The following is a 26530-nucleotide window of genomic DNA, read 5'->3' on the forward strand; positions in this document are numbered from 1 at the left end:
CAGTAGTCAGCGGGGCACGGCAGTGCGGGCGAGCGCGTGCTCGACGAGCGCCACCAGGGCGGCGCTGCCCGACTCCGGGTCTCTGGCATCCATCCACACCAGCGGGCAGTCCGGCGGCAGCGCGAGCGCGTCGCGGACGGTCTCCTGGTCGTACTCGTCCGCGCCGGGGAAGCGATTCACCCCCACGACGAACGGAAGCCGCCGGTTCTCGAAGTAGTCGATGGCCGCGAAGCAGTCGTCCACCCGGCGCAGGTCCACCAGCACCACGGCGCCGACCGCCCCGCGGGCGAGCTCGTCCCACATGAACCAGAACCGCGACTGTCCAGGCGTCCCGAACAGGTACAGGATCAGCGACTCGTCCACCGTCATTCGACCGAAGTCCATGGCGACGGTCGTCGTGGTCTTGCCCGGCACCGCGTCGGCGTCGTCGACACCGATCGACGCCGCCGTCATCGCCTGCTCCGTGAGAAATGGCGGAATCTCCGAGAGAGAGCGCACGAGCGTCGTCTTGCCCACTCCGAACCCGCCGGCGATCAGCACCTTCAGCGGGATCAGCTCATCCGGCTCACCGTGCACGCAGTCCCTCCAAGAGCCTTTCGAGAATTTCCGGAGCGGGACCGCCACCGGAGCTCGACGGGGGCAGGTGCACCGCGAGGTATCCGGCGTCGACCAGGTCGCTGACCAGGACACGCGCCACACCGACCGGAACGCCGAGCATCGCGCCGATCTCGACGATCGAGATCGGCCGCTCGGCCAGCTCGACCGTCGCGCGGTACTCGAGTCGGAGATCGCCGGCCCGCCCCCCTGCGGACGTCGCCGTCGCCGTCACGAGCGTCTCGACCGGCATGTCCGGGCCGCGACTGGAGCGGGTACGACCACCGGTGAGGGCGTACACGGGCACCACCCGGCCGCCCTGCATCTGGTCGGCTCCGCCGTAGTCGTCGAACTCGGCCACGCTATTCGCCCGCGCTCGTGCGCGGCGCGGGAGTGAGCGCGTGCCCGACCCGGCTCGCGAGCATCGTCATCTCGTAGCCAACCATGCCCATGTCGCAGCGCCGGTCGGCGAACACCGCCAGCGCCGCGCCCTGGCTGACCGAGGTCACGAAGAGGTAGCCGCCCGCCATCTCGAGGATGGTCTGGGTGACCGGCCCGGCGCTGAGCAGATGCGCAGTGCCCCGCGCAAGGCTGACCAGTCCGGACGCGGCGGCGGCGAGCTGGTCGCCGAGCGCTACGCCGACCCCGGGCGACGTCGCGAGCCGGAGGCCATCGCCCGAGACGACAACACCGTGGACCACACCGGGCGTGTCCCGGACGAACTCGACGAGAAGCCAGTCGAGCTGCCCCCGCTGCCCATTCATGCGCCTTCTCCTGTCCGGTCCACCGAGTTCTCGACGCTCGCCTGCGCGGCCTGCCTGCTCGCCTGGTAACGCGACAGGGCGCTGGCTGCTCCCCCGTCCTCCCGCGGGACGGGCTCCCCGTCCTCGACGTCGGACGGGCGCTGCAGTTCGGGGGCCAGGTGGGCCTGGGGAACCCGGCGGCGCAACGTGCGTCCCCCGGATCCCCGCGCAGAGCCCGGCGAAGCCGGCCCGGGCGGGGGCTCGCCGGTGTGCTGACGCTGGTTGGGCAGCGGATGGGGGGTGACGGGAGCAGCGGGCCGCTGTCCGTTCTCCTCGGCCGGCGCCCTCGCCGGGGCAGGCAGGACGCCGCTGCGCCCGCCGTCGGATCCCACGGGCGCGTTCTGGGAGTCGCCGCCCGCCGACTCCGGGTTCCACCAGCCGCGCCAGCCGGAGTCGCCCCGCTCCGGGTCCGCGGCTGACGCGAAGGGCGGCGGTGCCGTCCAGCCGGCCGACGGGTTCTGTCGCGCGTTCTCGGGAGCGCGCGGCGGGAGCGCGTCGACGCCGGAGATGCCGGTCCGTTCGGGCGACCCGGCGGCGAGGGCCTGGCTCGGCGCCAGGAGCGGAGCTGTGGCGAAGCTGTCGAGCCGGGGAGACCGGTCCGCGACGCGAGACCGCGGCGCGGCCACCCCGGCGTCGGGCCGGGGCCGGGCTGGCCCCGGACCGGACCGGGCGAAGAGGTCGGCCGGAAGGGCGACCACCGCCGTGACACCCGATCCGGGTGTGTTGCTGAGCGACACCTGGATGCCGTGGCGCGCGGCGAGCCGGGCCACCACGTGGAAGCCGAGGCGCTGCGCGACGGCCAGGTCCACGTCGCGGGGCTGTTCGAGCAGCTCGTTGGCGGTGGCGAGGTCAGCGGGCGGCATCCCCACACCCCAGTCCTCGACGGTCAGCAGGTACCCGCCGTCCGGCCGCCGGTCCGGGCGGGCCCGGACGTTCACGGAGGTGTCCGGCGGCGAGAAGCGCACCGCGTTCTCGGTCAGCTCGGCCAGGAGGTGCGTCAGATCGGCGACGGTGCGTCCCGCCACGGCGACCCGGTCGTCCACGTCGAAGACGACCCGGTCGAGGTCCTCGGTCTCGGCGATGGCCGCGCGCACGACGTCCTGTAGCGGCACTGGCGCCGACCACGTTCGCGGCGGCTGTTCGCCCGCGAGGACCAGCAGGCTCTCCGCATTACGCCGGACCCTGGTGGCCAGATGGTCGAGCGTGAACAGGTGCGAGAGGGCGTCCGGGTCCTGCTCCTTCTCTTCCAGCTCGTTGATGATGGCCAGCTGGCGGTAGAGCATGCTCTGGTTGCGGCGCGCGAGGTTGACCAGCATCTCCGAGGTGAACCGGCGCCGACCGATCTCCGCGTCAGCGGTCAGGAGCTGCCGCCCCAGCGACTCCTTCTCGACCTGCTCGTCCTCCGTGATCCGCCAGAAAATCACCATCCCCACACAGGCCATGAGCACGGCGACGCCGTGGATCGCCGACCAGAGCCACGGGTTCGCCTGGCCCGCGGCGTGCGCGAAGATCCGGTCGCCGAGCCAGGCCGAGCCTGCGCCGTGGCTGATGACGGTGAACGCCACGTTCCAGAGGAACGGGACCCAGTCCTGGTAGAGCGCGATGAAGCCGATGATGATGAAGAAGTGGAAGTGGGCTTCGATGGTGCCCGCGGTGAGCACCACCAGCCCCGCTGAGCAGAAGACCAGCCCACCCGTCACGAAGAACGACGCCAGCCGCCGCCGTCCGACGAGGTGGCCGAGCACGAGGCCGCACACGGGGGCGATCAGCGCGTAGCCGACGACGGACACCGGGTTGCCGAGCGCCAGACCGAGCACCAGCATCCCGGGCAGGTGTAGCAGCAGCACCCATTCCAGGAGCCGGTGGCGCCGTTGCCAGGATTTGTCGTCGAGCGTGTTGCCCCGTGGCAGGTAGGCGAGCAGCCGGGGGCCCATCCAGCCCTGGTTGTCACCATCGTTGCCCTCGACGGGAAGGCCCGTCGGCGCTGGCGTCTGCATTGCTAGTCTTGCTCCATCCGGCACGCACGGCGCCCGCTCCGTAGTTCGGAGCGGCACGCTACAAGTTGCTATAGGCGCCCGGTGAATGGCGGAACGAAGATCCCGCCTATTGGTCTAGGCACCACGCGCTCCACTGCTGCAGATGGCGGCTCCGCTGGGCGCGTCACGTGCTTGTCCGCCACTGCCGGGAGCGACGTGGTCGCGATCCGACGCATCAGAAGGACGGTCGGCGCGTCACGGTGGCCGTTGGGCGCAGAGCGGCCCTGTCCGGTATCTGCAATGCAGACCCGGAATAGCCCTTATGTCGTTCCGGCGTGATTCGTGACGAATCCACCACTGCTCGCCGGTTCCGGGCCGCACCCTCCTCAAGGGTTGGTCAAGTTCCTTCCCCCTCTGGCGTGACCCGGACCACACTCTGATGACCGGCCAGGGTGACGGGTCGTCCAGGGGGGACGGAGGGACTCACGGCCGGTGAGGGAGGGAACCGACATGGACACCGACACGATCGTCCGCATCGGCCTCATCCTGCTGATCCTGATCGCCGTGGTGATCGCGCTGCTCAGCAGGCGAGGCTCCCGCAACCGCCGCTACGACCGAGCGGGCGCCCGCAGGCGCCGGTCAGAACGCCGCGACTCCACCAACCACGAGACCATCACCAACGCCGGATTCTGGGCATGGAACGACTCCGGCGGTGGGGGCGGCGACTCCGGAGGGAGCGGCGACGGCGGAGGCGGCGGGGGCTGCTGAGGCAGAGGCAGATCGTGGGCCGACCCCGGGGTCGGCCCACGATCTGCGTCCCGGCGTCGATGGCGAGCCCGGTTGCGGAGTGACCCCGGCGCCGCCGCCGTAGGGTGGCACGTCGTGCTCGTAGTGCTGGCTTCGGCCTCCCCCGCCCGTCTCGCCGTGCTCCGCTCGGCGGGCCTCGACCCGCTCGTCGAGGTCGCGGACGTCGACGAGGAGGGCTTGCTCGCGTCGATCCCGGACGCGTCGGCCGCCGAGAAGGTCGTGCACCTCGCCGGGGCGAAAGTGACCTCGGTCGCCCGGCGGATCGGCGCCCAGCACCCCGACGCGCTGCTGATCGGATGTGACTCCATGCTGATGTTCGACGGGGAGCTCGTCGGCAAGCCCGGGAGCGTCGCCGCCGCCCGCAAGCGCTGGCGGGCCATGGCAGGCGGCACCGGAGAGCTGTACACGGGGCACTGCGTGCTCCGGCTGGCCGACGGCGAGATCGACCGGGTCGCCGAGGCGGCCGCCGTCACGACCGTGCGGTTCGCCGACCCGAGTGAGGCCGAGCTGGAGGCCTACCTCGCCACCGGCGAGCCGGTGAACGTCGCGGGCGCCTTCACGCTGGACGGGCGAGGCGCGTGGTTCGTCGACGGCATCGACGGCGACCCCTCGAACGTCATCGGGATCAGCCTGCCGCTGGTGCGGCGCCTTTTCGCATCGGTCGACGTGCATGTCACGGACCTCTGGCGCCGGGCGGGGTGATCGGACGCCCGGCTGCGGCATGGCTATTCCGCTACCGGCAGATCACGCGGAAGCGGCGTTGCTGCAACCCCCGAAGTCGGCGACTAACCTCACAACCATGGCTCTGGAGAACGACACCGACCCGAAGCTCGGGGAGTACGCGCATCCCGAGCGCCTCGTCACCACGGCGTGGCTGGCCGAGAACCTCGGGACGGACGGCCTCGTCGTCGTCGAGTCCGACGAGGACGTCCTGCTCTACGACACGGGGCACATCCCGGGCGCGGTGAAGGTCGACTGGCACACCGAGCTGAACGACCCGGTCACCCGCGACTACGTCGACGGCGAGCGTTTCGCCGAGATCTGCGCCGAGCGCGGAATCACCCGCGACACCACCGTGGTCTTCTATGGCGACCGCAACAACTGGTGGGCCACCTACGCGCTCTGGGTGTTCGCCCTCTTCGGGCACCCCGACGTCCGCATCCTCGACGGCGGCCGCGCCAAGTGGGTGGCGGAGGGCCGTGACCTGACCACCGAACAGCCGAAGCCTGCGCCCGTGGAGTACCCGGTCGTCACGCGCGACGACGCCACGATCCGCGCCTTCAAGGACGACGTGCTCGCACATCTGGGCAAGCCGCTGGTGGATGTGCGCTCGCCCGGCGAGTACTCCGGTGAGCTGCTGCACATGCCCGACTACCCGCAGGAGGGCGCCGTCCGCGGCGGGCACATCCCCGGCGCGGCGAGCGTGCCGTGGGCGCGCGCGGCCGCCGAGGACGCCACGTTCAAGCCGCGGGCCGACCTGGAGGCGATCTACCTGCAGGAGCAGGGCCTCTCCCCCGACGACGACGTGGTGGCGTACTGCCGCATCGGCGAGCGTTCCAGCCACACCTGGTTCGTGCTCACCCACCTGCTCGGCTTCGGCAAGGTCCGCAACTACGACGGCAGCTGGACGGAATGGGGTAACTCCGTGCGGGTGCCGATCGTGCAGGGCTCGGAGCGGGGCGGTGCCGAGAGGAGCAGTGCCGAGAGGGGTAGGGCATGACGATGCCACCCCAGCTCAAGGAGCTGGTCGAGGACTTCGCGGAGGTCGGCCCGAAGGACCGGCTGCAGCTGCTCCTCGAGCTGTCGCAGGAGCTGCCGGACCTGCCCGAGCGCTACGCCGACGCGGCGGAGACGATGGAGCAGGTGCACGAGTGCCAGTCGCCGCTGTTCCTGGCGGTCGAGGTGGATCCCGGCCCGGAGCGGCACGTGCACCTGTTCTTCTCCGCCCCGCTGGAGGCGCCGACCACCCGGGGCTTCGCCTCGATCATGCACACCGGCCTCGACGGTGAGCCCGCCGCCGACGTGCTGGCCGTTCCGGACGACTTCTACACCGACCTGGGCCTCGCCCAGGCCGTCAGCCCGCTGCGGCTGCGCGGGATGGTCGCGATGCTCGCCCGGATCAAGAAACAGGTCCGCACCGCGACTGCCTGACCTCGCACAGCGAGCACACTGCTCCGCTCGGACTAGTGAACATCTGGCCATCCGGCGCAGCCGCCGACGCGATCGGCGGCTGCAGGAGGGCCGGCCTGCGCAGGAACCTCAAGTCCTTGTGAAGAAGGTTCCGTGTGGCACAGGCCACCGCAACACTGTGAACCGTCTCATAAGGACGGCGCAGGAGGTGTTCGATGGCCCTCACCGCAGCTACAGCTGGGACCTGGGGCATCAGCGGTCCCGAGTTCCTGCTGATCTACCTGGCCATCGCGGTTGCGGTCCTGGTGGCAGGCACCCGCGCCCGGAGAGCGCTCGCCGATCCCGAGGCCACGATCCGGGCCGGTGACCTCACCGCCCACCCGCACGACGTCGCCTACCTCAACGCCGGCCCCGAGCTCGCCGTCTACTCCGCGCTGAGCGCCATGCACCTGCGCGGCACGATCGCCGGCTCCGGTGGCGGCAACGTCCGGGCCGCCGGGCGCCTCACGCCCGACACCGACGGCCTCGAGAAGGCCATCCACTTCGCGGCCGCGAGCCCGGTGCACCGCAGACGGCTCCCGTTCCACCGGCCGGTGCAGACCGCGCTCGTGATCGTCGATCAGCGCCTGGTGACCGGTGGCCTGCTGCTCTCTGACGAGCAGCGGCGGCAGATCAGACGCGTGGGCCTCTGGATGCTCGGCGTGGCCGGGCTGGGACTCGTCCGCCTCCTCGCCGGGATCGCCGAGGCGCAACCGGTCGGCTTCCTGCTCGCAGCATTCGTCGCCGTGACGGTCGTCGCCGCCGTGCAGCTGGCCAGGGCGCCGCGGCGCACCCGGCTGGGCGACCGCACGCTCGCCCAGCTGCGCTCGGAGCACCACTCGCTGGCCCCGTCGCTGCGACCGGACTGGCACGTCTACGGCCCCGGAGGGGCAGCGCTCTCCATCGGGGTCTTCGGAACAAGTGCGCTCTGGGCGTCCGACCCGGCCTTCGCGCACGAGATCGCAGCGCAGCGCGTCACCGCGGGCGGCTCCGGCGACGGCGGCGGTGGGGGATCCACCGACGGCGGCGGTGGCGGTGGCGGCGGGGGGTGCGGTGGCGGCGGCTGCGGGGGGTGAGTCGCCGCCACCGCTGCCGGCCGGCGTAGGGGTCGGCTGGCGTCCCGAGATCGCCGGCTGGGTGGCCGACCGAGCCGCCCCCGCGTTCTGCGAGGTCATCGCCGAGAGCTTCGCTCCCGCAGTTCCGCCTCGAGGGGTGGCGGAGCTGCGGGAGCGCGGAATACCCGTGGTGCCGCACGGCGTGCGGCTCTCCCTCGGCGGGGCCGAACCGGTCGAGGCGGCGCGGGTCGCGCACCTCGCGGCGTGCGCGGCGGCGCTGTCGGCGCCGCTCGTGAGCGAGCACGTCGCGTTCGTGCGCGCAGGCGGCCGCGACGCCGGCCACCTGCTGCCGGTGCCGCGCTCCCGGGACGCGCTCGACGTGCTCACCGCGAACGTCCGGCGCTTGCAGGCCGAGCTCGACGTCCCGCTCGCGCTGGAGCCGATCGCGGCGCTCTTCGACTGGCCGGACGACGAGTACTCCGAACCCGACTTCCTCCGGGAGCTCCTCGAGCGGACCGGCGCGCTGCTGCTGCTCGACGTGGCGAACGTCCACGCGAACGCGCTGAACCGCGGGCAGGACCCGGAGGCCATCCTCGACCGGCTGCCGCTCGACCGCGTCGCGTACGTCCACGTGGCAGGCGGCGCCGAGCACCCCGACGACCCGGGGCTCTATCACGACACCCACACCGATCCGGTGCCTCCCGCCGTGCTGGGTCTGCTGGAGCGGCTCGTCGAGCGGGTGCCCGGCCCGGCCGTGATGCTGGAGCGCGACGGGCGCTACCCGCCTGGCGCCGAGCTGACCGCGGAGCTGGAGGTCATCGCCACCGCCGCCGGGCTGCCCCGGTGACGGGGAACCTCGCTGAGCGCCAGGCCGCGCTCGTCGCCGCGCTGGTGGCCGGCGGGCCGCTCCCACCCGGTTTCGACCCGGTACGTCTCGCCGCCACCCGCCGCGCGCTGCTGCGCAAACGGGCCGCGGACGCCGCGCGGCTCTGGCCGCTGCTGGCCGGGTCCCTCGGCGCCGACTGGCCGCGGGTGTTCGCGGCGCACCAGGACGGCCACGAGCCCGTCGGGGCGCTACGCGACGGCTGGGACGTCGCGGTGGCGCTGCGCGAGTGCGGCGAACTGGCCGCCTCCGCTGCCGCGGAGCTCGCAGGGCGCGAGGCGACGATGCGCTACGACGGGCGAGGTGCGCCGCGTCGGCGCAGCCTGGCCGGCCGGGCGATGGCCGCGCTCCGGCGGCGATGACGGTATTTCCGGCAACGCGGCGCCGTCGGCAGTGTCGTGGCATGTTCGCGGCGTTGGCTATGCCACATTCGAAGGGGACGGCGAGCCCAGCAGGGGCACTTAGACTCCGCCTAACCGACTGCGCCGGGGCATGGGGTCCCCGGGCATCCACGACAGGGAGGCCGACGTGCCGCGCTTGAGCAAGGTCCTCGTGGCCAACCGCGGGGAGATCGCGGTCCGGGTCATCCGCGCCTGCCGCGACGCCGGGCTGCAGAGCGTGGCCGTCTACGCCGACCCCGACCGGGACGCACCCTTCGTCGGCCTGGCCGACGAGGCGTTCGCGCTCGGCGGCGACACGGCGGCCGAGTCCTACTTGAACTTCGGCAAGGTCATCGACGCGGCGAAGCGGGCGGGCGCCGACGGCATCCACCCCGGCTACGGCTTCCTGTCGGAGAACGCCGACTTCGCCGAGGCCGTGATCGACGCCGGCATCACGTGGATCGGGCCCACTCCGCAGGCCATCCGCGACCTCGGCGACAAGGTCACCGCGCGGCACATCGCGATGCGCGCGGGCGCCCCGCTCGTGCCCGGCACGTCCGACCCGGTCTCCGGCCCGGAGGAGGTCGAGGCCTTCGCCGAGGAGTACGGCCTCCCGATCGCGATCAAGGCGGCGTTCGGCGGCGGCGGGCGCGGCATGAAGGTGGCGCGCGAAAAGCGCGAGATCGGCGAGCTGTACGAGTCGGCGGTGCGCGAGGCCACCGCGGCGTTCGGCCGCGGCGAGTGCTTCGTGGAGCGCTACCTCGACAAGCCGCGCCACGTCGAGGCGCAGGTGCTCGCCGACACCCACGGCAACGTCATCGTCGTCGGCACCCGCGACTGCTCGCTGCAACGCCGGTTCCAGAAGCTCGTGGAGGAGGCGCCCGCGCCGTTCCTGTCCGACGAGCAGCGCGCCACGATCCACGAGGCGTCGAAGGCCATCTGCAAGGAGGCCGGCTATCACGGCGCGGGCACCGTCGAGTTCCTGGTCGGGCAGGACGGGCTGATCTCGTTCCTCGAGGTCAACACCCGGCTGCAGGTGGAACACCCGGTGTCGGAGGAGACCTCGGGCCTCGACCTCGTGCGTGAGCAGTTCCGCATCGCGGAGGGCGAGGTGCTGAACCTCCTGGAGGACCCGGAGCCGCGCGGGCACTCGATCGAGTTCCGGATCAACGGCGAGGACGCGGGCCGCAACTTTCTCCCCGCCCCTGGCACGGTCACCGCGCTCACCTTCCCGGCCGGGCCGGGCGTGCGCGTTGACGCAGGCGTCGAGACCGGGTCGGTGATCGGCGGCCAGTTCGACTCGCTGCTGGCCAAGCTGATCGTCACCGGCTCCGACCGCGCGCAGGCCCTCGAACGCTCCCGCCGCGCGCTGGCCGAGTTCCAGGTGGAGGGCATGGCCACCGTGCTGCCGTTCCACCGGCTCGTGGTCGAGGACCCGGCGTTCGCCGCCGCGTCGGAGGAGGACTTCACCGTCCACACCCGCTGGATCGAGACCGAGTGGGACAACACCGTCGCGCCGTTCGAGAGCGGTGCGGGCGCCGACACCCAGGACGCCCCGCGCCAGACCGTGGTCGTCGAGGTCGGGGGCAGGCGGCTGGAGGTGTCGCTGCCCGGTGACCTCGCCCTCGGCGGGGGTAGCGGCCCGGCCGCGGCGAAGGCACCGCCGCGCAAGCGGGGCGGCGGCAAGGGCGCCACGAAGGTCTCCGGCGACGCCGTCACGGCGCCGATGCAGGGCACGATCATCAAGGTCGCGGTGGCCGACGGGGACACAGTGGCCGCGGGCGACCTGGTGGTGGTGCTGGAGGCCATGAAGATGGAGAACCCCGTCACCGCCCATAAGGACGGCACGATCACGGGCCTCTCCGCCGACACCGGCACGTCCGTCTCGCAGGGCACCGTCATCTGCGAGATCAAGGACTGAGACCGTCTACGGGTGGAACCCGTCGAGATCAATGCCGGCTCCTGGTACCTGCGCGCGCTGAGCGCCGGCAGTGCTGTCCCTGGCGACGCCGCCGCCTTGCTCCGCAGCGGCGTTGGCCGGCCAGAAGCGCGTTGGAGAATCGACGATCGTCCGGCCGTGCTCGCGTCCTGCGCCGACCCGGAGATCCGCCGCTGGCGGCGCCGCCCGCCGGCGGTGCTCGCCGAGGCCGACGCCTACGTCCGGCAGCGCGCCGTGGAATGGGCCCGCGACCAGCGCTACACGTGGGCGGTGTGCGACCCGACCACGGGCGTGATGCTCGGCGAGGTCGAACTGGCCGGGCTCGACCTGTACCAGGGGGTCGCCGACGCCGCATGCTGGGCGCTGCCGCAGGCCCGGGGCCGCGGGATGATCACGACGGCGGTGTCGGCCATGCTCCGGTTCGCCTTCGACGGGCTGGGCCTGCACCGCGTGTCGTACGCGTGGGCGGACGGCAACACCGCCTCCGGGCGCGTGGCGGAGAAGTGCGGCTTCGCGCTGGAGGGCACTCAGCGCTCGGCCTGGCTGGTGGACGGGAAGCGCATGGACGTCCACATGGCGGGCCGGTTGGCGACGCATCGTTGACGATCTCCGCCGCGGCGGCTTACCGTCGGCTGGCCAGGCGATTCCACTGCGCTCCACACCGTGCTGAACAAGTGCATAGCGGAACGGCAGTGACGCAACCCGTGTGACCACCAGACCACGGGGCCCGGTTCCTTTCCGCCACGCGGCGGTCCTCGGACCACCAGCCGCGCCGCGGAGCCGTTCGCCACGCAGGCTCAGGCCGCGCCGCGAACACGCCCCCGTTCAGATCGGCGACCAGGATCCGACATGCCCCCTGACATCTACGTCACCACGCACATCCACACCGACGGCCCGATACCGGGCCCCCACTCCCTACTCACCCTCACCTCGGCCGCGCACCTGCGTGACGGAGGTCCGATCCTCGAGTTCACCACCAATGTGCGTGAACTGCCCGGTGCCACTCTCCACCCGGTCGCCCTCCAGCTCTGGAGGCGGCGGGCGGAGGACTGGCTCTCCACCCGCCGGGCCAGCCGTCCACCCGCCATCGCGATGACCGACTACGCCCGCTGGATCGAGGCTCTGCCAGGGCGCCCGGTATTCGTCGCCGACACTGCAGATCCGGACTACGTGTTCCTCTACTGGTACCTGCAGCGCTTCACCGGGCTCTGGCCCTTCGCCGGCACCCTCACCGACGCGGGCCTCCACGCCCGCATCGACTGCTCGACCCTCTGCCCGCTGGTCGGGTGCCGGACGCCGGAAGCGTCCCTGGCCCGCACCAGCTGAAGAGGCCCGACCGCTCCCGGTTGGCAGGAAAGCCACCTTCCTTGCGTCAGGCGCAAGGAAGGTGGCTTTCCTTGCGTTCGGGGGCGGGCGTTTGCGATCGCATCCGAAGTTCGCCGTTCGGGCCCCTTCTCGCTACCTCCGACCTAGCTTCTTCCCCGACACCCTGCCTGGGAGGACACCGTGGCCGAGCCAGCCCCCGAATTCGACCAGCAGCCCGAGACGCCGCGGCATGTGCTCACCGCCGTCGAGTTCGACGTGCTGTGGGAACGGCTCGGGCTCGGCCCCACACCCGTCGTGCTGCGGCTGGAGTCGCCCGGCCGCACCCACGCCGAGCGCCGCGCGATCGAGGCCGCCGGCTGGCAGGCGCTGCGCGTGCGCGGGCTCGCCGGGCCCAGCGGCCCCGACCCGGAGCTGAGCCGCCTGCTGAACCTCCTGGCCCGCCCGGCCGGTCAGCTGGAGCTGCGGGCCTGGTGGGGCCGGAGCGTGCGGGCGGTGGCCGCCGGACGGCCCGGCACAGGCGCGCTCGCCGTCTGCCAGGACGCCACCGTGGCCCTCACCCGGTGCAACTCGCTCCCGTCCGGGCTGCTCGCCGTGCTGCCGGCGGCGGGCGCGGGCGCCGGGCGGGCATGCACCGTGCCGACGGACACCCTCGCGGCCGCCCTCACGGCGCCGCCCGCGCAGCGGCGAGCCGTGCTCCTCGGCCGGGACGTGCCACCCGGCGAGGCCGGGCTGCTGGTGCGCATGCTCGCGGGCACCGAGCGGCGCGCGCAGATCGTGGCGCTCGCGGCAGACCGCTGGGGGGTCCTGCACCGCTCGGGAGGCGTGCTCGGCGTCCTGGACGGGCCGCGCGGGCGCTACCTCCTGACCCGCACCACCGGTGACGACGGCGTCGACTGGAGCACCCTCGCCCCCACGGACGACCGGCGGCTGCGCCACCGGTTGTCCGAGCTGCTCGGCGCCGCGACCGCCGCGGTGGGCGGAAGCTGACTACTCCGACGCCTTCGACGCCAGCCCGCGGCCGGCGACGGCACCCGCCACCCCGGCGAGCACGGTCACGCCGGCGAGCAGGATCGTCACGAAGCCGAGCCCACCGACGAGGAGACCGATCGCGGCGGACGTGAGGCCCAGCGCCAGGCCGGTGCGGGCCACCGCGGCGCCTCCGAGGTCACGGGTGATGTACCGGGCGGCCCCTGCGGTCAGCAGGATCGCGAGCAGCCCGCTGAACGGGGCGATCACGCCGAGCGGCGGCAGCACGAAGAAGGCGGCGTCATCCACGAGCTGCGCGCCGAGCCCGGCGAGCAGCACGGCGCCGGCGGGCACGCGGGAGGTGGCAGGCAGAGTCGACATGACTCGATCGTGCGCGCGCAAAGCCGCTCACCCATCCGGGATGGCCCCGATCCGTACCCCGAGATTCGGGCGTACCCGGCCCGGCCACGACACGGACCGAGCGGGCACCGGCCGTCAATCATGATCGGGTTGACGCCGGGGCCGCCGGTGATCACGATCGGGGGTGACCTCACAACGGCCTAGGCCCGATCGACGACCGGCAGCGCCCGGTCGCGGGCGGCAGGGAGCAACCCCGTGCCCACCCCTTCGCGCGTCTTCGCGCAGCTCAACGCCCCCGACCGGCCCGCGGCGCCGAAGCGCCTGATGAGCCGGGCCGTGGTGCTCGGCGGGAGCATGGCCGGGCTGCTTGCCGCCCGTGTCCTCAGCGACCACGCCGACGAGGTGCTCCTCGTCGAGCGGGACGGCGACACCGGGTTCGAACCGCGGCCGGGAGTGCCGCAGGGCACCCAGGTGCACGCGCTGCTGCCCGCCGGCGGACAGCAGCTCGAACGGTGGTTCCCCGGCTTCGGGGAGGAGGCCATCGCCGCGGGCGCCGTGGTCCCCCCTGCCGAAGACGTTCGCCAGTACGTCAACGGCAACCTGCACCCCAACGCCCCCGTGCTGTCTGGCGCCGGCGTCACGCTGGTGACGACGCGGCCGTTCCTCGAGGGCATGGTGCGGGCGCGCGTGTCGGCGATCCCCAACGTCCACACGGTGCGCGGGCGCGCGGACGGCCTGGAGATCGGCGGCGGCCGCGTCACCGGGGTGCACTACCACCCCGAGGACGGCGAGCCGTTGACCGAACCTGCCGACATGGTGGTCGACGCCATGGGCCGGTCCAGCAGGCTCGGTGACTGGCTCGCCGACGCAGGCTGGGCGCGCCCGCCGCTGCGCCGGATGCCGATCCGGCTCAACTACGCCACAGCGATGTTCAAGCGGGACCCGCAGGTGAGCCCGGTGGCCGTGGTGGTCTCGCAGGACCGTCCGGCACCCGGCCGCGTCGCCCGGATCGGCGGCGTCAACGCGGTCGAGGGTGACCGCTGGATCATGCTGATCGCCGGCTACGCCGACGACCGGCCCAGCCGCGACCCGGCCGACTTCGCCGCCCGGTGCCGGCGGGACTTCCCGTCGGTGTTCGGGGACATCGCCGAGAACGCCGAGATGATCGGCGACGTGGTCACCTACCACCAGGCCGACAGCAGGCGGCGGGACTACCACGAGCTGGACCGGCTGCCCGCCGGCCTCGTGGCCGCGGGCGACGCGGTGGCGTCGTTCAACCCCGTCTACGGCCAGGGGATGACGTCGGCCGCGCTGCACGCGTCCTGCCTCTCGGCCTACCTGAACAGCGGCCCGCGCCTAGACGAGCCCGCGCGGACCTACTTCGCGGACGTCCGGGTGATCGTGGACGCGGCATGGCAGATCTCCACCACGGCCGACCTCGCGCTGCCCCACGTCGACGGCCCCTACCCCCGCGGCTACCGGGTCGTCTCGGGGATCGGCAACATGGTCTTCGCGACGTCGGCGGTGGACCAGGAGCTCAACCGGCGGATGACCATGGTCACCACCATGCTCGCGCACCCCAGCTCGCTGGCCCACCCGACCGTGTTGGTGCGGGCGCTGCTGGGCCGGCTCCGGCGCCGACCGGCCACGGCATGAGGGCCGTCCGTCAGTCCAGGTCGCCGTGGCGCATCAGCTGCCGGCCGGCCTCGGTGATCGAGCCTGACAGCGACGGGTAGACCGAGAACGTGTGGGCCAGGTCGGCCACCGTCAGCCCGTTCTGCACGGCCATCGCGATCGGCAGGATCAGCTCGCTGGCCACCGGAGCCACCACAACGCCGCCGACCACCACCCCCGTGGCCGGGCGGCAGAAGAGCTTCACGAACCCGCGGCGCAGGCCCTGCATCTTCGCCCGCGGGTTGGTGGAGAGCGGCATCATGATCGTGCGCGCCGGCACCTCACCCGCGTCGATCGCGCGCTGGCTGATGCCCACGGTGGCGATCTCCGGGCGGGTGAACACCGCCGCCGCCACCGTCTTGAGCTTGATCGGGGCGACACCCTCGCCGAGCGCATGCCACATCGCGATCCGGCCCTGCATCGCGGCAACGGACGCGAGCATCAGCACGCCGGTGCAGTCACCGGCGGCGTAGACACCGGGGACCGAGGTGCGCGAGACGCGGTCGACCGGGATAAACCCGCCCCGGTCGGTCTCGACGCCGATCTTCTCCAGGCCGATGTCGGTGGTGTTGGGCACGGAGCCGACCGTCATGAGCGCGTGCGAGCCCGTGACCGTGCGCCCGTCGGCGAGGGTCACCAGCACACCGTCGCCGTCGCGCTTGACCGAGTCGGCGCGGGCCTGCGCCAGGATCTCGACGCCACGCTCGGCGAAGACGTCCTGCAGCACCGCCGCAGCGTCGGCGTCCTCACCGGGGAGCACGCGGTCGCGGCTGGATACGAGCGTGACCCGGGCCCCCATCTCCACGTACGCCGAGACGAACTCGGCGCCCGTGACGCCGGAACCGACCACCACCAGGTGCTCCGGCAGCTCCTGCAGGTCGTAGAGCTGGCGCCAGTTGAGGATGCGCTCGCCGTCGGGCACCGCGCCCGGCAGCACCCGCGGGGTGGCGCCCGTGGCAACGAGCACGACATCCGCAGGCAGTTCCTCGCGGCCGCCGTCGAGCTTGCGTACCTCGATCAGGTGAGGCGCGCGGGCGGACGGCTCGTCGGTGAACGCCGCCGAGCCGCGGACGATGCGCACGCCCTCCCGCTCGACCCGGGCCCGGACGTCGGCGGACTGCGCGAGCGCGAGCGCCTTCACCCGGGCGTGCACGGTGGGCAGGTCGACCCCGATGGCCTTCAGATCGGCGGTGATGCCCAGGTCAGGCGCCCTGTGTAGGTCGACCCGGATGCCGGCCGAGGAGATGAGTGTCTTGGACGGGACGCAGTCGTGGAGCACGCAGGCGCCGCCCATGCCGTCCTGCTCGACGATGGTGACGTCACTGCCGTGCTGGGCCGCGACGAGGGCAGCCTCGTAGCCCGCAGGGCCGCCACCCATGATCACGATCCGCGTCACGAGTGTGCTCCTCCGCATTCGTCCGGTTCCCCGAGCACCGTACGCGGGCGGGTCGGCTCTACGCTGTTGCGGTGCCGCTGTACGCCGCCTACGGGTCGAACATGGACCCGGCGCAGATGAAGGAGCGGGCTCCGCACTCGCCGATGGCGGGATCCGGATGGCTCGTTGGCTGGCGACTGACCTTTGGCGGTGAGGACTACGGCTGGGAGGGCGCGCTTTCCACTGTGGTCGAGGAACCCAGCTCGCAGGTCTTCGTCGTGCTCTACGACGTCTCCGACCTGGACGCCGACCGGCTCGACCGCTGGGAAGGCGGCGAACTCGGGCTGCACAAGAAGCTGCGGCTGAGGGTGCACACACTCGAGGGCGACGTGCTGGCGTGGATCTACGTGCTCGACGCGTACGAGGGCGGCGAGCCCAGCGCCCGCTACCTGGGTGTGATCGCCGACGCGGCGGAGCAGGCAGGCGCCCCCGACGACTACGTCGCCGCCCTGAGAAGCCGCCCAAGCCGCAAGTCCCTGTAACCGCGAGTCGGGGCGTGAGTGCGCGCGAGTCGGGGCGTGAGTGCGCGCGAGTCGGGGCGTGGGTGCGCGCGAGTCGGCGGCGAGCCCAGACGCGATCAGCGCCGATGCGACGGGCGTCAGAACGAGCGTGGCGCATCAGCGTGCCCGACGGCGCTCGCCGGGCTCGCGGTGCCGGCGGCCTCGGAGCGCTCGCTTCGCCCGCCTCCCGACGTCGACGCCCCGCTGGCCGAACGCTTGCTCGAGCCTCGCCTCGAACTGCTCCGGTCGACCCAGGTCCTCGGCACCGGCTCTGATCACGATCCAGCCCCGGCGCCGGAGGTCCTCGGCGCGCGCCTGGTCCTCGGCTTCCCTCCCAGCGTGGTACGCGTGCCCGTCGTACTCGACGACGATGCGCAGCTCCGGCCAGGCGTAGTCGAGACGGTAGATCTCAAGGCCGTCCGGCCCGAACAGGGACCAATTGACCTGTGGCACCGGGAACCCGGCGTCGACGATCCGCCACAGGAACCAGCTCTCGGCCGGTGAGGCGGCCTCACCGGTGGCGAGGTCCAGCAGCTGCACGCCGCGTCGCGTGCCGCGCGGGTCAGACCGATGCTCGATCCGACGGGCGATGGCCGCCCGGTAGTGCTCGCGCCGACTCGGCTCGACCATCGCCAGAGCCTCGTCCATCACGGCTAGTGCGTCGGACGGGCCGCTCCGGCACAGCATGTCCGTCAGCACGCGCTCGAAGCAGAGCACCGGTAGCCCCTGACGCTCCTCCCGGTCGGCGTCGAGCATCCCGCCGTTGTGCACGATGAGGCCGGCCCGCGACCGCAGCCAGTGGCCGTAGGGAACGATCAGGTGCACGGGCAGCGGTTCGACGCTGCGGCAACCGTGCATGTGGGCGGCCGTCGGGCCGGCCAATACCGCATCTGGTCCGCCGAGCAGCACAGCCGCCGCGGCAAGTGTGAGCGGATCGGAAGCTCGGGTGCCGTCGATGAGCACGCCCTCCCATGGCGCGCGCCACCGTCCTGACTCGTGCCGGCGGCGCACCTCCTGGAAGCCGAACGCGGCGATGGCGTCCTGCCGGGAGATGGCGCCATGCCGCGCGGTGCTCGTGGTTTCCACGTCCACCACGATCTCCGCCGCCACTAGCGGTGACAGGCCGATCTCGGATCTGTGGACAACTCAGCCAAGATGTGGACAACCAGCGCTCGCCGCGCGGCCTATGCACTCAGAGCCCGACTCGGGTGCACTCAGACCCCGACTCGCGCGCACCCACACCCCGACTCGCGCGCACCCACACCCCGACTCGCGGGATGGTCAGGGGTTGAGGAGGTGGTGGGTTTCCTTGCTTAGGGCGGTCAGGCTCGCCTCCGCCTTTGTCTTCGCCTCCGCTAACCCGGCTTTGTCCGTCACCGGCTCTACTACCTCCAGGTACGCCTTCAGCTTCGGCTCCGTGCCCGACGGGCGCACCACCAGCCGCTCGCCGGCGCGGCGCAGTACCAGCACGTCGGGGGCGGGAAACTCGGTCTCCCAGCCGTCCGGGGGTGTGGCGCGCACGCGGGCGGCCGCTGCGTCGCGCTCAGCAGGCTCCATCCGCAGCGAGATGCCCTCGGTGAGGTGCACCCCGTGCGCGACGGCCAGCTCGTCGAGTCGGTCCTGCAGGCCGAGCCCGGCCGCCTTCAGGCCCGCCGCGAGGTCGCAGGCCAGCACGGCGGCGGCGATCCCGTCCTTGTCGCGGACGGCGTCGGGGTCGACGCAGTAGCCGAGCGCCTCCTCGTAGCCGTACACGAGCCCCGGCCCGCCGCGGACGATCCACTTGAAGCCGGTCAGCGTCTCCGCGTAGCGGGCGCCGTGGGCCGCGGCCACCGCACGCAGCATCGACGACGACACGACGGTGGTGGCCACGAGCGGGTCGGTGTACCCGCCCGAGCGCAGGAGGTGGTCGCCGAGCAGGACGCCGGTCTCGTCGCCGCTGAGCATCCGCCAGCCCGCTGAGGTGGGCACCGCAAGGGCGCACCGGTCGGCGTCCGGGTCGAGGGCGATCGCGAGGTCGGCGCCGGTCTCGGCGGCGAGCGCCAGCAGCGCGTCCGTGGCGCCTGGCTCCTCGGGGTTGGGGAAGGAGACCGTCGGGAAGTCGGGGTCGGGCACGGCCTGCGCCGCCACGACGTGCACGTCGGTGAACCCGGCCCGGTGCAGCGCGTGCACCGCCGTCGCGCCGCCCACGCCGTGCATGGGTGTGAGCGCCACCCTCAGCTGTCGCGCCGGGCCGCGCGGCAGGCGGGCGACCCGGTCCAGATACGCCTCCGTGACGTCGGCCTCGGACACCGCGGAAGACATCGGGATCGCGACGGCCGCGGGGGCGCCGCTGATCGCCGCCTCGATCTCCGCGTCCGACGGCGGCGCGAGCTGGGCGCCGTCGGCGAGGTAGACCTTGTAGCCGTTGTCGGCGGGCGGGTTGTGCGAGGCCGTGATCTGCACGCCCGCCACGGCTCCGAGCCCCCGGACGGCGAAGGCCAGCACCGGCGTGGGCAACGGTTCGGGGAGCACCCGCACGTCGAAGCCCGCGCCCGCGAACACCCGGGCCGCCGCCGTCGCGAACGCCTCCGAGCCGTGCCGCGCGTCGCGGCCCACCACCACGGTGCCGCGTTCGCCGCCGCGGGCCAGCCAGGCGGCGAGCCCGGCCGTCGCGCGCTGGACGACGGCCACGTTCATCCCGGACGGTCCCGCGCGCACCGGCCCGCGCAGCCCCGCCGTGCCGAACTGCAGCATCCCGGACATGCGGTCGGCGAGTTCCTCCGCAGCGCCCGCCGTGCCGACCATCGCCGCGGCCAGCACCCGCTGCAGCTCCGTGCGGGTGGCCGGGTCGGGGTCGTCGGCGATCCAGCGCATGGCCGCGTCGCGCAGCCCCGGCTCCAGTGCCACCGCGGTCGTCAGGCCTTCGCGATCAGGTTGCGCAGCAGCTCACCCATCCGCCCGGCCGCCGCCGCACCGGCGGCCAGCACCTCGTGGTGATCGAGCGGCTCGCCCGTCATGCCTGCGGCGAGGTTCGTGACGAGCGACAGCCCGAACACCTCGACACCCTCGGCACGCGCGGCGATGGCCTCCAGCACAGTGGACATCCCGACGAGATCGGCGCCGAGCCCGCGCAGCATCCGGATCTCGGCGGGGGTCTCGAAATGGGGCCCGGGCAACCCCGCGTAGACGCCTTCGGTGAGCTCCGGGTCGATCTCGCGGGCCAGCGCGCGCATGCGCGGCGAGTACAGGTCGGTGAGATCGGTGAACCGCGGCCCGACCAGCGGCGACCGGCTGGTGAGGTTGAGATGGTCCGAGATCAGCACGGGCTCGCCGACGTACATGCCCTCCCGGATGCCGCCCGCGGCGTTGGTGAGCACCACTGTGCGGCAGCCCGCCGCCGCGGCCGTGCGGATGCCGTGCACGACGGGCTCGATGCCGTGGCCCTCGTAGAGGTGGGTGCGGCCGAGCAGCACCAGCGCCCTGCGCTCGCCGACCGCCACCGAGCGAACCGTGCCGCTGTGCCCTGCGACGCCCGGTGGGCGGAACCCCGGCAGCTCGGCCATCCCCAGCTCGTGCTCCGGTTCGCCGATCACGTCAGCCGCCGGACGCCACCCGGAGCCGAGCACCACTGCGACGTCGTGGGCGTCGACGCCCGTTGCTGCTGCGATGGCCGCGGCGGCGGCGGCCGGGGAGGCGTCGGCGGTCATGGGCCGCAGCCTACGTCGATCGACCGGGGAGCCCGGTCAGGCGGTGGTGGGCGTGAAGCCGCGGGCGAGCACGGTGAACAGCTCGGACGACGTCGGCCCGGCTGCGCGCTCGGGCACGGTCAGCGTGACAGTCCACGCGCCCTTGGCCACGGGCACCACACGCCGCCACGACGTGCGGTTGTCGACGGCGTAGCTGAGCTGCACACCGCCGTCTCCCATCGGGGTCGGCGCTTCCAGCACCGTGCCCGGCACTGCTTGCCCCTCTTCCACGGACGCGGCGCGCTGCACCGTCAGCTCCTCGCTGCCGTCCGGACTCACGAAGCTCACGGACGGCTCGCCGCTCGCGGGCGGCTGGTTCTGATACATCTCCCACCCGCGCGGCACGGGCACGGAGAAGCCCAGCCCGTCGCTGTGCTGCTCGACAGCGGTGTTGCTCGCGGTGACGTTGAGCGTGGTGAGCGGCGACTGGCCGCCGAGGGCCCTGGTGACCGACCACCCGCCGAAGACTCCGACCAGCACGACCGCGGCACCGGCGAGCACCAGCGCGACCGCCGCCCCACCCGACACGGTGGCCGGCGCGGCGGGGCGCCGGGAACGGGACTGCCGGGCGGGTCCTGGCGGGCGCGTGGGCCCTGGCAGCGGGCCGGGCGACGGTGCGAGCGGCGCCGCCCCGACGGGAGCGCGGGCGCCGGTCGGGGCGGGTGGCAGCGGTGCGGGCGGCAGGCGGGATGCCGAGCGGGCCCCGGTGAGCTCCGTGCGAGCCGGTGCAGGCAGGGGGATCCCGGCACCGATCGTGGGGGCGTCGGGCGAGCCGGGGTAGAGCGGGTCGTCCGGGTCGTCGATGAGGGGCCGCAGCCGGGAGCGGACCTCCTCCAGTGACATGCGCGCGTCCGGCTGCTTGCGCATCAGCGCCATGATCACGTCGACGACGGGTCCGGCGCCGCGCGGCCGGGGCACCTCGCCGTCCACGACCTCGGTGATGGTGGCGACCGGGTCGCCGTTCACGTCGTAGGGCGGGCGGCCCTCGACGGCCGCGAAGAGCGTGGCGCCCAGGCCCCACAGGTCCGCAGCGGGCGTGACGGGCTGACCTGCCGCCACCTCGGGTGCGATGTAGGCGGGGGAACCGAGCACGAGGCCCACGCTCGTCATGGGGGCGTCGGCGATGTTGCGGGCGATGCCGAAGTCGGTGAGCTTCACACGGCCGTCGTCGGCCACCAGGACGTTGCCCGGCTTCACGTCGCGATGTGTGATGCCGCTGCGGTGCGCGGCGCGCAGACCGCCCGCGGTGGCGAAGCCGACCACGGCGACCTGCTGGATGGTGAGCGTGCCGTGCTCGCCGATCATGGTGGCGAGGTTGCGCGACGGCACGAGCTCCATCACGACCATCGGCTCGCCTGCGACGTCGACGACGTCGAAGACCGTGATGATGTTGGGGTGGGACAGGCCGCCGAGGGCGCGGGCCTCTCGCATGATGCGCTCGCGCGCCTCGGCCATCTCCTGGTCCGGCACCCCTGGCGGGACCTTCAGCTCCTTGACGGCGACGCGCCGCTGCAGCACCTCGTCGTAGCCCGACCAGACCGTGCCCATGGCTCCAGCGCCGAGGAGGTCGGACAGCGTGTACCGGCCGCCGATGCGGCGTACGTTGTCGGCATCCGGGCCATCCTCTGACACCCACCCATTCTGACGAGTCCCCGATCACCCTGCGCTGTCGGCCCCCCGAGTCCCCGGATCGGGCGGTCTCGCGCGAGTACGGTGTCGACGTCGCCGAAGCGGGTAGCTCCATTGTCATGGCGTCAGTGCGAGCGACACCGGACGAACCAGTCCATATGCGGCGAGCGGCGACAGCATCCTTCTGCCGTAGCGCCCTGCGACCGTTCGTCAGCGCATTCGGGCCCGCCCGCAGCAGATCTGCGACCCCTCGCCGAGGACTCGCGCCCGAACCCCGTTTTGGCATGGTCTACCGCCGTCCGGGTGAGCACCATTGCAATATGCACGTGAACGCAGTCTCGCCGCGCGGCCCAGTGCTGCGCCGCGTCGAGGCGGATCGTCCGGAGGTCGGCCGGTCCGGTGATGCCCGGTGACCCTGCTCGAGGAGCACACCGACCTGGTGCCGACCGCAGGCCTCGCCGTGGCTGATCTCGGCGCCGGCAGTGGCCCCGGCTGGTTCGAGGCCTGGCTCGCCGCCCATCGCTCCGACGTGGTGGCATGGCGGCGTTCGATCCACGCCGTACCGGAGCTCGGCCGGGCCGAGCACCGCACCACGGAGCTGATCGCTCAGCTCCTGATGGATGCCGGGCTCGAGCCCCGCACACTCCCGTCGGGCACCGGGCTGGTCTGCGACATCGGCTACGGCGACCGGTGCGTCGCGCTGCGTGCCGACCTCGACGCCCTACCCCTCCGCGAGGACACCGGGCTCCCGTTCGCGTCCACCGTCGACGGCGTCATGCACGCCTGCGGGCACGACGCCCATGCGGCGATGGTGCTCGGCGCCGGCCTCGCCCTGGCCTCGGCGCCCGCGCTCCCCGGCCGCGTCCGGCTGATCTTCCAGCCCGCGGAGGAGGTGCAGCCGGGCGGCGCGATCGACATGGTCGCCGACGGCGCCATGGAGGGTGTCGACCGCATCTTCGCGCTCCACTGCGACCCGCGCCTCGAGGTGGGCAAGCTGGGCACCCGGGTCGGGCCGCTCACCTCGGCGTGCGACGTTCTCGAGGTCCGGCTCACCTCGCCCGGTGGCCACACCTCCCGCCCGCACCTCACGGCCGACCTCGTCGAGGCCATCGGGCTGCTCATCACGCAGCTGCCGCTGCTGCTCACCCGCCAGGTCGATCCCCGTTCCGGCACAGTGCTGGTGTGGGGGGCCGTGCAGGCGGGCGAAGCCGCCAACGCCATCCCGCAGCATGGGGTGCTGCGCGGCACGCTGCGCACCGCCGACCACGCCACGTGGGGCCAGCTCGAGGAGAAGGTCCGCGCCCTCGTCGCGTCGCTGCTCGCGCCCACCGGCGTCGGCTACGTGCTCGAGCACATCCGCGGCGTGCCGCCGGTCGTCAACGAGGCGGTGAGTGCCGGAATGCTCGCCGATGCAGCCGTCGCCGTCCACGGCCCGGACGCCTCGGCGGGCACCGAGCAGTCGAGCGGCGGTGAGGACTTCGCGTGGTACCTGGAGCACGTTCCGGGCGCCATGGCGCGACTCGGGGTGTGGTCGGGGCACGGCCGGATGTACGACATCCACCAGCCGACGTTCACGCTGGACGAGCGGGCGCTCCCGTTCGGTGTGCGGGTGCTGACCCACGCGACACTGGCGGCCCTCACCGCGCCCTGAGCGGGTTCTCCACAGCTGCATCCACTTGCCCACAGTTGGGGATGGAGCCGATCACCTCTTCGTCATGGCGGCCTTGATCTGTTCCTCCCACATCGCGGCGATGCGCTGGTAGCCCGCCGCGTTGGGGTGCAGCCCGTCCGCGAGATCCGTGCGGGTGAGCAGCTCGGAGGTGTCGGCGTAGCTGACCGACCAGCCTTCCATCCGGTGCTCGGCGACCATGGCCGCGGCCAGCGCGTCGAACTCGGCGCGCGCTCGGGCGCGTACGGACAGCGGGGCCCAGATGCCCGCCACGATCACGTGGGCGTCCGACGCCTCGTGGATCGCGTCGAGCACCACGTCGAGGCGCTGCGCAGCGACCTGCGCACTCGCGCCCTGAATCAGGTCGTTGGTGCCCGCGTGCAGCAGCACGACGTCTGGGCGCGCCTCCCGCACCCACCCGGCCACCTGCGGCGCCATCCGGGCGAGCGTCCAACCGCCGTGCCCCTCGTGGTCGCGGTCCGGCACCGAGGCCGGGCCGTCCTGCTGGGAGCCCACCAGTTCGACGGCGATCCCGTGGGCCGCCATGCGCTGCTGCAGCGGCCCCCGGTAGCCGGCCGTCGAGGTGCTGCCCGTGCCGACGGTGCTGGACGCGCCGAGCGGCATGATCCGCAACGGCTCGGTGGCCGCTGCTCCGCTGGCCGCGCCCGCCCGCGCCGGCGTGGACGGCCGCGCGGTGCCGCTCCCGGCCTGCGCACCGGTCAGCAACATCCCGGTGCAGGCGAGCACCAGTGCCCCGCGCACGAACCCGCTAAGCCTCACGTTCCCCCGCCCGAGACCACTTGTCGTGATCAGGTCCCGTGTTCGGGTTCGGTCGGCGCAGCACCGGCGTTACCGGACCGAGACCTGTCACCATGATCCTCGTGGCCCGGCTGCTGATCGTCCACCACACGCCCTCCCCCGCAACGGCGGAACTGCTCGACGCCGCGGTGAGCGGCGCGTCCGACCCGGAGATCACAGGTGTGGAGGTGGTGCGGCGCGCAGCGCTCGCCGCCACGGCGTCCGACCTGCTCGCCGCCGACGGAGTGGTGCTCGGCACCCCGGCCAACATCGGCTACATGTCAGGAGCGCTGAAGCACTTCTTCGACACCGTCTACTACGTCTGCCGCGATGACACCCGCGGCCTGCCTTACGGGTTCTACGTCCATGGCAACCTCGGCGTAGAGGGTGCGGTGCGGGCGATCGGCTCGATCGCCGACGGAATGGGCTGGACGCGCGTGGCAGCCCCGGTCGAGGTGATGGGAGCGCCGGACCGCGCTGCGCTCGCGGCGGTGCAGGAGCTGGGCGCGGTGGTGGCCGCGACGATCGCGCCGGAGCAGGAGGGCTAGGTCCTGAACAGCTCCCAGGGCACAGCCTCGTGCCGGCGCGTCCGAACGGGAAAGTAACCTGCCGCGATGGTCCGCCCCAAGGTCCACGACGAGGCGCTGCGCCGCCGACTGCTGGAGCGGGCCGGGGCGATGCTGTCGGCAGGCGGGCCGGCCGCGCTGAGCCTGCGCACCCTCGCCCATGACTGCGGCACGTCCACCACCGCCGTGTACTCGCTGTTCGGCGGCAAGCCGGCGCTGCTGAACGCAGTGCTGGAGGAGGCCCTGCTCCGGTTCACCGCGCACCTCGCCGTCGTGCCTGGTGACGACCCCGTCGCCGACCTCGTGCGGCTGGGTGCCGCCTACCGGCTCGGCGCGCTCGCCGACCCACACCTGTTCGACGCGATGTTCACCGGTGAGCTGCAGCCCGTCGGCGCGCAGGCGGCGCTCGGCCGGCTTCGCGAGCTGGTGGAACGGGCAGTGGAGGACAAGGCGCTGCGACCCGACCTGGACCCCGCCACGGCCGCCGTCACGCTGTGGGCCACCGTGCACGGCTGGGTCTCGCTGCAGCGCCGCGGCCTGCTCCCGGACGACCCCGCCCCGCGGCTCGAGGAGGCCCTGCACACCGTGCTCGACGGCTGGCGCGCGCCGGTGACGATCTGACCGCGCACTCCCACTGCGAGCAGAGCACCTGGTTCACGGGGCTGCGTCACTCCGCCGGGCCGAACACCACTCCCAGATAGGCGTCGAAGGCCGCGACCGCGTCGTCGGGTGCGAGCTGTCCACTCAGAACCTGTACGCCGAGCCCCTCAAGCATTGCGAGGAGCCCTGTGGCGGCGGGCTCCGGGGCGAGCGGGCCACCGTCGATCTGCGCAGCGAAATACTCGCGGAGCGCCCGGGCGTTGTCCCTCAGCTCGCCGCCAAGCTCGGGGCGCACGGTCGCGTAGCTGATGAACTCCAGTGCGACCCGACCCTCCCGGGTTCGCTGCTCGTCGAGCGGTAGGAGCTGCAGGAACAGGGCCCGCAGCATCGCGCGGGCAGACAGTTCGCCCACGCCGCTGAGCCGCTCCTCCACGCCGGCGCTGATCCGCTCGAGCGCGAACCGCATCATCTCGTCCTTGCTGCGGAAGTAGTGCTGCACCATCCCGACCGAAACCCCGGCCTCGGCCGCGACGTGCCGCACGCTCGCCTCCTCCAGTCCGCTGCGCGCGATGACGGCCAGCACGGCGTCCGCTATCAGCGCGCGCCGCTCCGCATGGTCCACCTGCTTCGGCACGCCCGTGACAGTACATCCGTATTGACTCCCAAGCATCGTTGC

The 26530-nt window shown here is 72.9% G+C and carries 28 protein-coding genes; 16 read left to right on the top strand and 12 right to left on the bottom strand.

Annotated features, from left to right (window positions below; genetic code table 11):
- Window positions 1–6 precede the first annotated feature (6 nt).
- The 4 genes from ABD143_RS01160 to ABD143_RS01175 are packed head-to-tail and all read right to left on the bottom strand — an operon-like array spanning window position 7 to window position 3394.
- Window positions 7–576: a GTP-binding protein gene (locus ABD143_RS01160; protein ID WP_343969820.1), complete on the bottom strand. Its 570-nt coding sequence runs from the start codon at window positions 574–576 to the stop codon at window positions 7–9.
- Window positions 566–955 (bottom strand): DUF742 domain-containing protein, encoded by a 390-nt coding sequence (locus ABD143_RS01165; RefSeq protein ID WP_343969823.1) that lies wholly within the window; start codon window positions 953–955, stop codon window positions 566–568. The genes ABD143_RS01160 and ABD143_RS01165 overlap by 11 nt, the downstream gene beginning before the upstream one ends.
- 1 nt (window position 956) lies before the next feature.
- Window positions 957–1358, bottom strand: a complete 402-nt coding sequence (locus ABD143_RS01170; RefSeq protein WP_343969826.1) for a roadblock/LC7 domain-containing protein — start codon at window positions 1356–1358, stop codon at window positions 957–959.
- The gene (locus tag ABD143_RS01175) at window positions 1355–3394 is read right to left on the bottom strand and encodes an ATP-binding protein (RefSeq protein WP_343969829.1); all 2040 of its coding nucleotides are present in this window, start codon (window positions 3392–3394) and stop codon (window positions 1355–1357) included. The genes ABD143_RS01170 and ABD143_RS01175 overlap by 4 nt, the downstream gene beginning before the upstream one ends.
- Before the next feature lie 489 nt (window positions 3395–3883).
- Here ABD143_RS01175 and ABD143_RS01180 point away from each other — a divergent pair, with 489 nt between their 5' ends.
- The 11 genes from ABD143_RS01180 to ABD143_RS01230 all read left to right on the top strand — a co-directional run bounded on the left by ABD143_RS01180 (window position 3884) and on the right by ABD143_RS01230 (window position 12919).
- On the top strand, window positions 3884–4141 hold the full coding sequence (locus tag ABD143_RS01180) for a hypothetical protein (protein WP_343969831.1): 258 nt from the start codon (window positions 3884–3886) through the stop codon (window positions 4139–4141).
- A 114-nt stretch (window positions 4142–4255) separates the two neighbouring features.
- Window positions 4256–4882: a Maf family protein gene (locus ABD143_RS01185; protein ID WP_343969834.1), complete on the top strand. Its 627-nt coding sequence runs from the start codon at window positions 4256–4258 to the stop codon at window positions 4880–4882.
- A gap of 97 nt (window positions 4883–4979) precedes the next feature.
- Window positions 4980–5900, top strand: a complete 921-nt coding sequence (locus tag ABD143_RS01190) for a sulfurtransferase (protein ID WP_343969837.1) — start codon at window positions 4980–4982, stop codon at window positions 5898–5900.
- Window positions 5897–6331, top strand: coding sequence for a SufE family protein (locus ABD143_RS01195; protein ID WP_343969840.1), 435 nt, complete (start codon window positions 5897–5899; stop codon window positions 6329–6331). The genes ABD143_RS01190 and ABD143_RS01195 overlap by 4 nt, the downstream gene beginning before the upstream one ends.
- A 194-nt stretch (window positions 6332–6525) precedes the next feature.
- The gene (locus ABD143_RS01200; protein WP_343969843.1) at window positions 6526–7425 is read left to right on the top strand and encodes a TIGR04222 domain-containing membrane protein; all 900 of its coding nucleotides are present in this window, start codon (window positions 6526–6528) and stop codon (window positions 7423–7425) included.
- Window positions 7403–8251, top strand: a complete 849-nt coding sequence (locus ABD143_RS01205; RefSeq protein WP_379659636.1) for an MbnB/TglH/ChrH family RiPP precursor modification enzyme — start codon at window positions 7403–7405, stop codon at window positions 8249–8251. The genes ABD143_RS01200 and ABD143_RS01205 overlap by 23 nt, the downstream gene beginning before the upstream one ends.
- Entirely contained in the window at window positions 8248–8649 is a 402-nt protein-coding gene (locus ABD143_RS01210) for an SCO6045 C-terminal-like domain-containing protein (protein WP_343969846.1), read from the top strand. Before ABD143_RS01205 ends, ABD143_RS01210 begins: the two co-directional genes overlap by 4 nt.
- A gap of 130 nt (window positions 8650–8779) precedes the next feature.
- Window positions 8780–10588, top strand: a complete 1809-nt coding sequence (locus ABD143_RS01215; protein ID WP_343969849.1) for an acetyl/propionyl/methylcrotonyl-CoA carboxylase subunit alpha — start codon at window positions 8780–8782, stop codon at window positions 10586–10588.
- A gap of 12 nt (window positions 10589–10600) precedes the next feature.
- On the top strand, window positions 10601–11209 hold the full coding sequence (locus tag ABD143_RS01220; RefSeq protein ID WP_343969851.1) for a GNAT family N-acetyltransferase: 609 nt from the start codon (window positions 10601–10603) through the stop codon (window positions 11207–11209).
- Between the two features lie 246 nt (window positions 11210–11455).
- A complete protein-coding gene (locus ABD143_RS01225; protein WP_343969854.1) occupies window positions 11456–11932 on the top strand; it encodes a hypothetical protein in 477 nt (158 codons plus the stop codon).
- A gap of 180 nt (window positions 11933–12112) precedes the next feature.
- Complete coding sequence (locus ABD143_RS01230) at window positions 12113–12919, top strand: ESX secretion-associated protein EspG (RefSeq protein WP_343969857.1); 807 nt, start codon at window positions 12113–12115, stop codon at window positions 12917–12919.
- Here the strand turns inward: ABD143_RS01230 and ABD143_RS01235 are convergent, their stop codons facing one another.
- Window positions 12920–13279, bottom strand: a complete 360-nt coding sequence (locus tag ABD143_RS01235) for a hypothetical protein (protein ID WP_343969860.1) — start codon at window positions 13277–13279, stop codon at window positions 12920–12922.
- Between the two features lie 234 nt (window positions 13280–13513).
- Between ABD143_RS01235 and ABD143_RS01240 the strand changes: the two genes are divergently transcribed.
- Window positions 13514–14914, top strand: coding sequence for an FAD-dependent oxidoreductase (locus ABD143_RS01240; protein WP_343969863.1), 1401 nt, complete (start codon window positions 13514–13516; stop codon window positions 14912–14914).
- A 10-nt stretch (window positions 14915–14924) separates the two neighbouring features.
- On the opposite strand, the gene ABD143_RS01245 is transcribed toward ABD143_RS01240, so the two are convergent.
- On the bottom strand, window positions 14925–16328 hold the full coding sequence (locus ABD143_RS01245; RefSeq protein ID WP_343969866.1) for an NAD(P)H-quinone dehydrogenase: 1404 nt from the start codon (window positions 16326–16328) through the stop codon (window positions 14925–14927).
- Window positions 16329–16399: 71 nt separating this feature from the next.
- On the opposite strand from ABD143_RS01245, the gene ABD143_RS01250 reads away from it, so the two are divergent.
- On the top strand, window positions 16400–16849 hold the full coding sequence (locus tag ABD143_RS01250; protein WP_343969869.1) for a gamma-glutamylcyclotransferase family protein: 450 nt from the start codon (window positions 16400–16402) through the stop codon (window positions 16847–16849).
- A gap of 135 nt (window positions 16850–16984) precedes the next feature.
- Here ABD143_RS01250 and ABD143_RS01255 read toward each other — a convergent pair whose 3' ends face one another.
- From ABD143_RS01255 to ABD143_RS01270, 4 genes are all read right to left on the bottom strand, one after another.
- The gene (locus ABD143_RS01255) at window positions 16985–17953 is read right to left on the bottom strand and encodes a DUF559 domain-containing protein (RefSeq protein ID WP_343969872.1); all 969 of its coding nucleotides are present in this window, start codon (window positions 17951–17953) and stop codon (window positions 16985–16987) included.
- A 195-nt stretch (window positions 17954–18148) separates the two neighbouring features.
- A complete protein-coding gene (locus tag ABD143_RS01260) occupies window positions 18149–19720 on the bottom strand; it encodes a phospho-sugar mutase (RefSeq protein ID WP_343970250.1) in 1572 nt (523 codons plus the stop codon).
- A gap of 41 nt (window positions 19721–19761) precedes the next feature.
- Complete coding sequence (locus ABD143_RS01265; protein WP_343969875.1) at window positions 19762–20553, bottom strand: purine-nucleoside phosphorylase; 792 nt, start codon at window positions 20551–20553, stop codon at window positions 19762–19764.
- Between the two features lie 36 nt (window positions 20554–20589).
- Window positions 20590–22224, bottom strand: a complete 1635-nt coding sequence (locus ABD143_RS01270; RefSeq protein WP_343969878.1) for a serine/threonine-protein kinase — start codon at window positions 22222–22224, stop codon at window positions 20590–20592.
- 406 nt (window positions 22225–22630) lie between these two features.
- On the opposite strand from ABD143_RS01270, the gene ABD143_RS01275 reads away from it, so the two are divergent.
- On the top strand, window positions 22631–23872 hold the full coding sequence (locus ABD143_RS01275; protein ID WP_343969881.1) for an amidohydrolase: 1242 nt from the start codon (window positions 22631–22633) through the stop codon (window positions 23870–23872).
- A 51-nt stretch (window positions 23873–23923) separates the two neighbouring features.
- Here the strand turns inward: ABD143_RS01275 and ABD143_RS01280 are convergent, their stop codons facing one another.
- Window positions 23924–24670 (bottom strand): SGNH/GDSL hydrolase family protein, encoded by a 747-nt coding sequence (locus tag ABD143_RS01280; protein WP_343969884.1) that lies wholly within the window; start codon window positions 24668–24670, stop codon window positions 23924–23926.
- 101 nt (window positions 24671–24771) lie between these two features.
- Between ABD143_RS01280 and ABD143_RS01285 the strand changes: the two genes are divergently transcribed.
- Together ABD143_RS01285 and ABD143_RS01290 are read left to right on the top strand one after the other, a co-directional pair.
- The gene (locus ABD143_RS01285) at window positions 24772–25236 is read left to right on the top strand and encodes a flavodoxin family protein (protein ID WP_343969886.1); all 465 of its coding nucleotides are present in this window, start codon (window positions 24772–24774) and stop codon (window positions 25234–25236) included.
- Between the two features lie 66 nt (window positions 25237–25302).
- Window positions 25303–25875, top strand: a complete 573-nt coding sequence (locus tag ABD143_RS01290) for a TetR/AcrR family transcriptional regulator (protein ID WP_343969888.1) — start codon at window positions 25303–25305, stop codon at window positions 25873–25875.
- A 46-nt stretch (window positions 25876–25921) separates the two neighbouring features.
- Here ABD143_RS01290 and ABD143_RS01295 read toward each other — a convergent pair whose 3' ends face one another.
- Window positions 25922–26488: a TetR/AcrR family transcriptional regulator gene (locus ABD143_RS01295; RefSeq protein ID WP_343969891.1), complete on the bottom strand. Its 567-nt coding sequence runs from the start codon at window positions 26486–26488 to the stop codon at window positions 25922–25924.
- Between the last annotated feature and the right edge of the window lie 42 nt (window positions 26489–26530).

Source organism: Pseudonocardia aurantiaca (genome assembly GCF_039526725.1).
GTDB lineage: Bacteria > Actinomycetota > Actinomycetes > Mycobacteriales > Pseudonocardiaceae > Pseudonocardia > Pseudonocardia aurantiaca.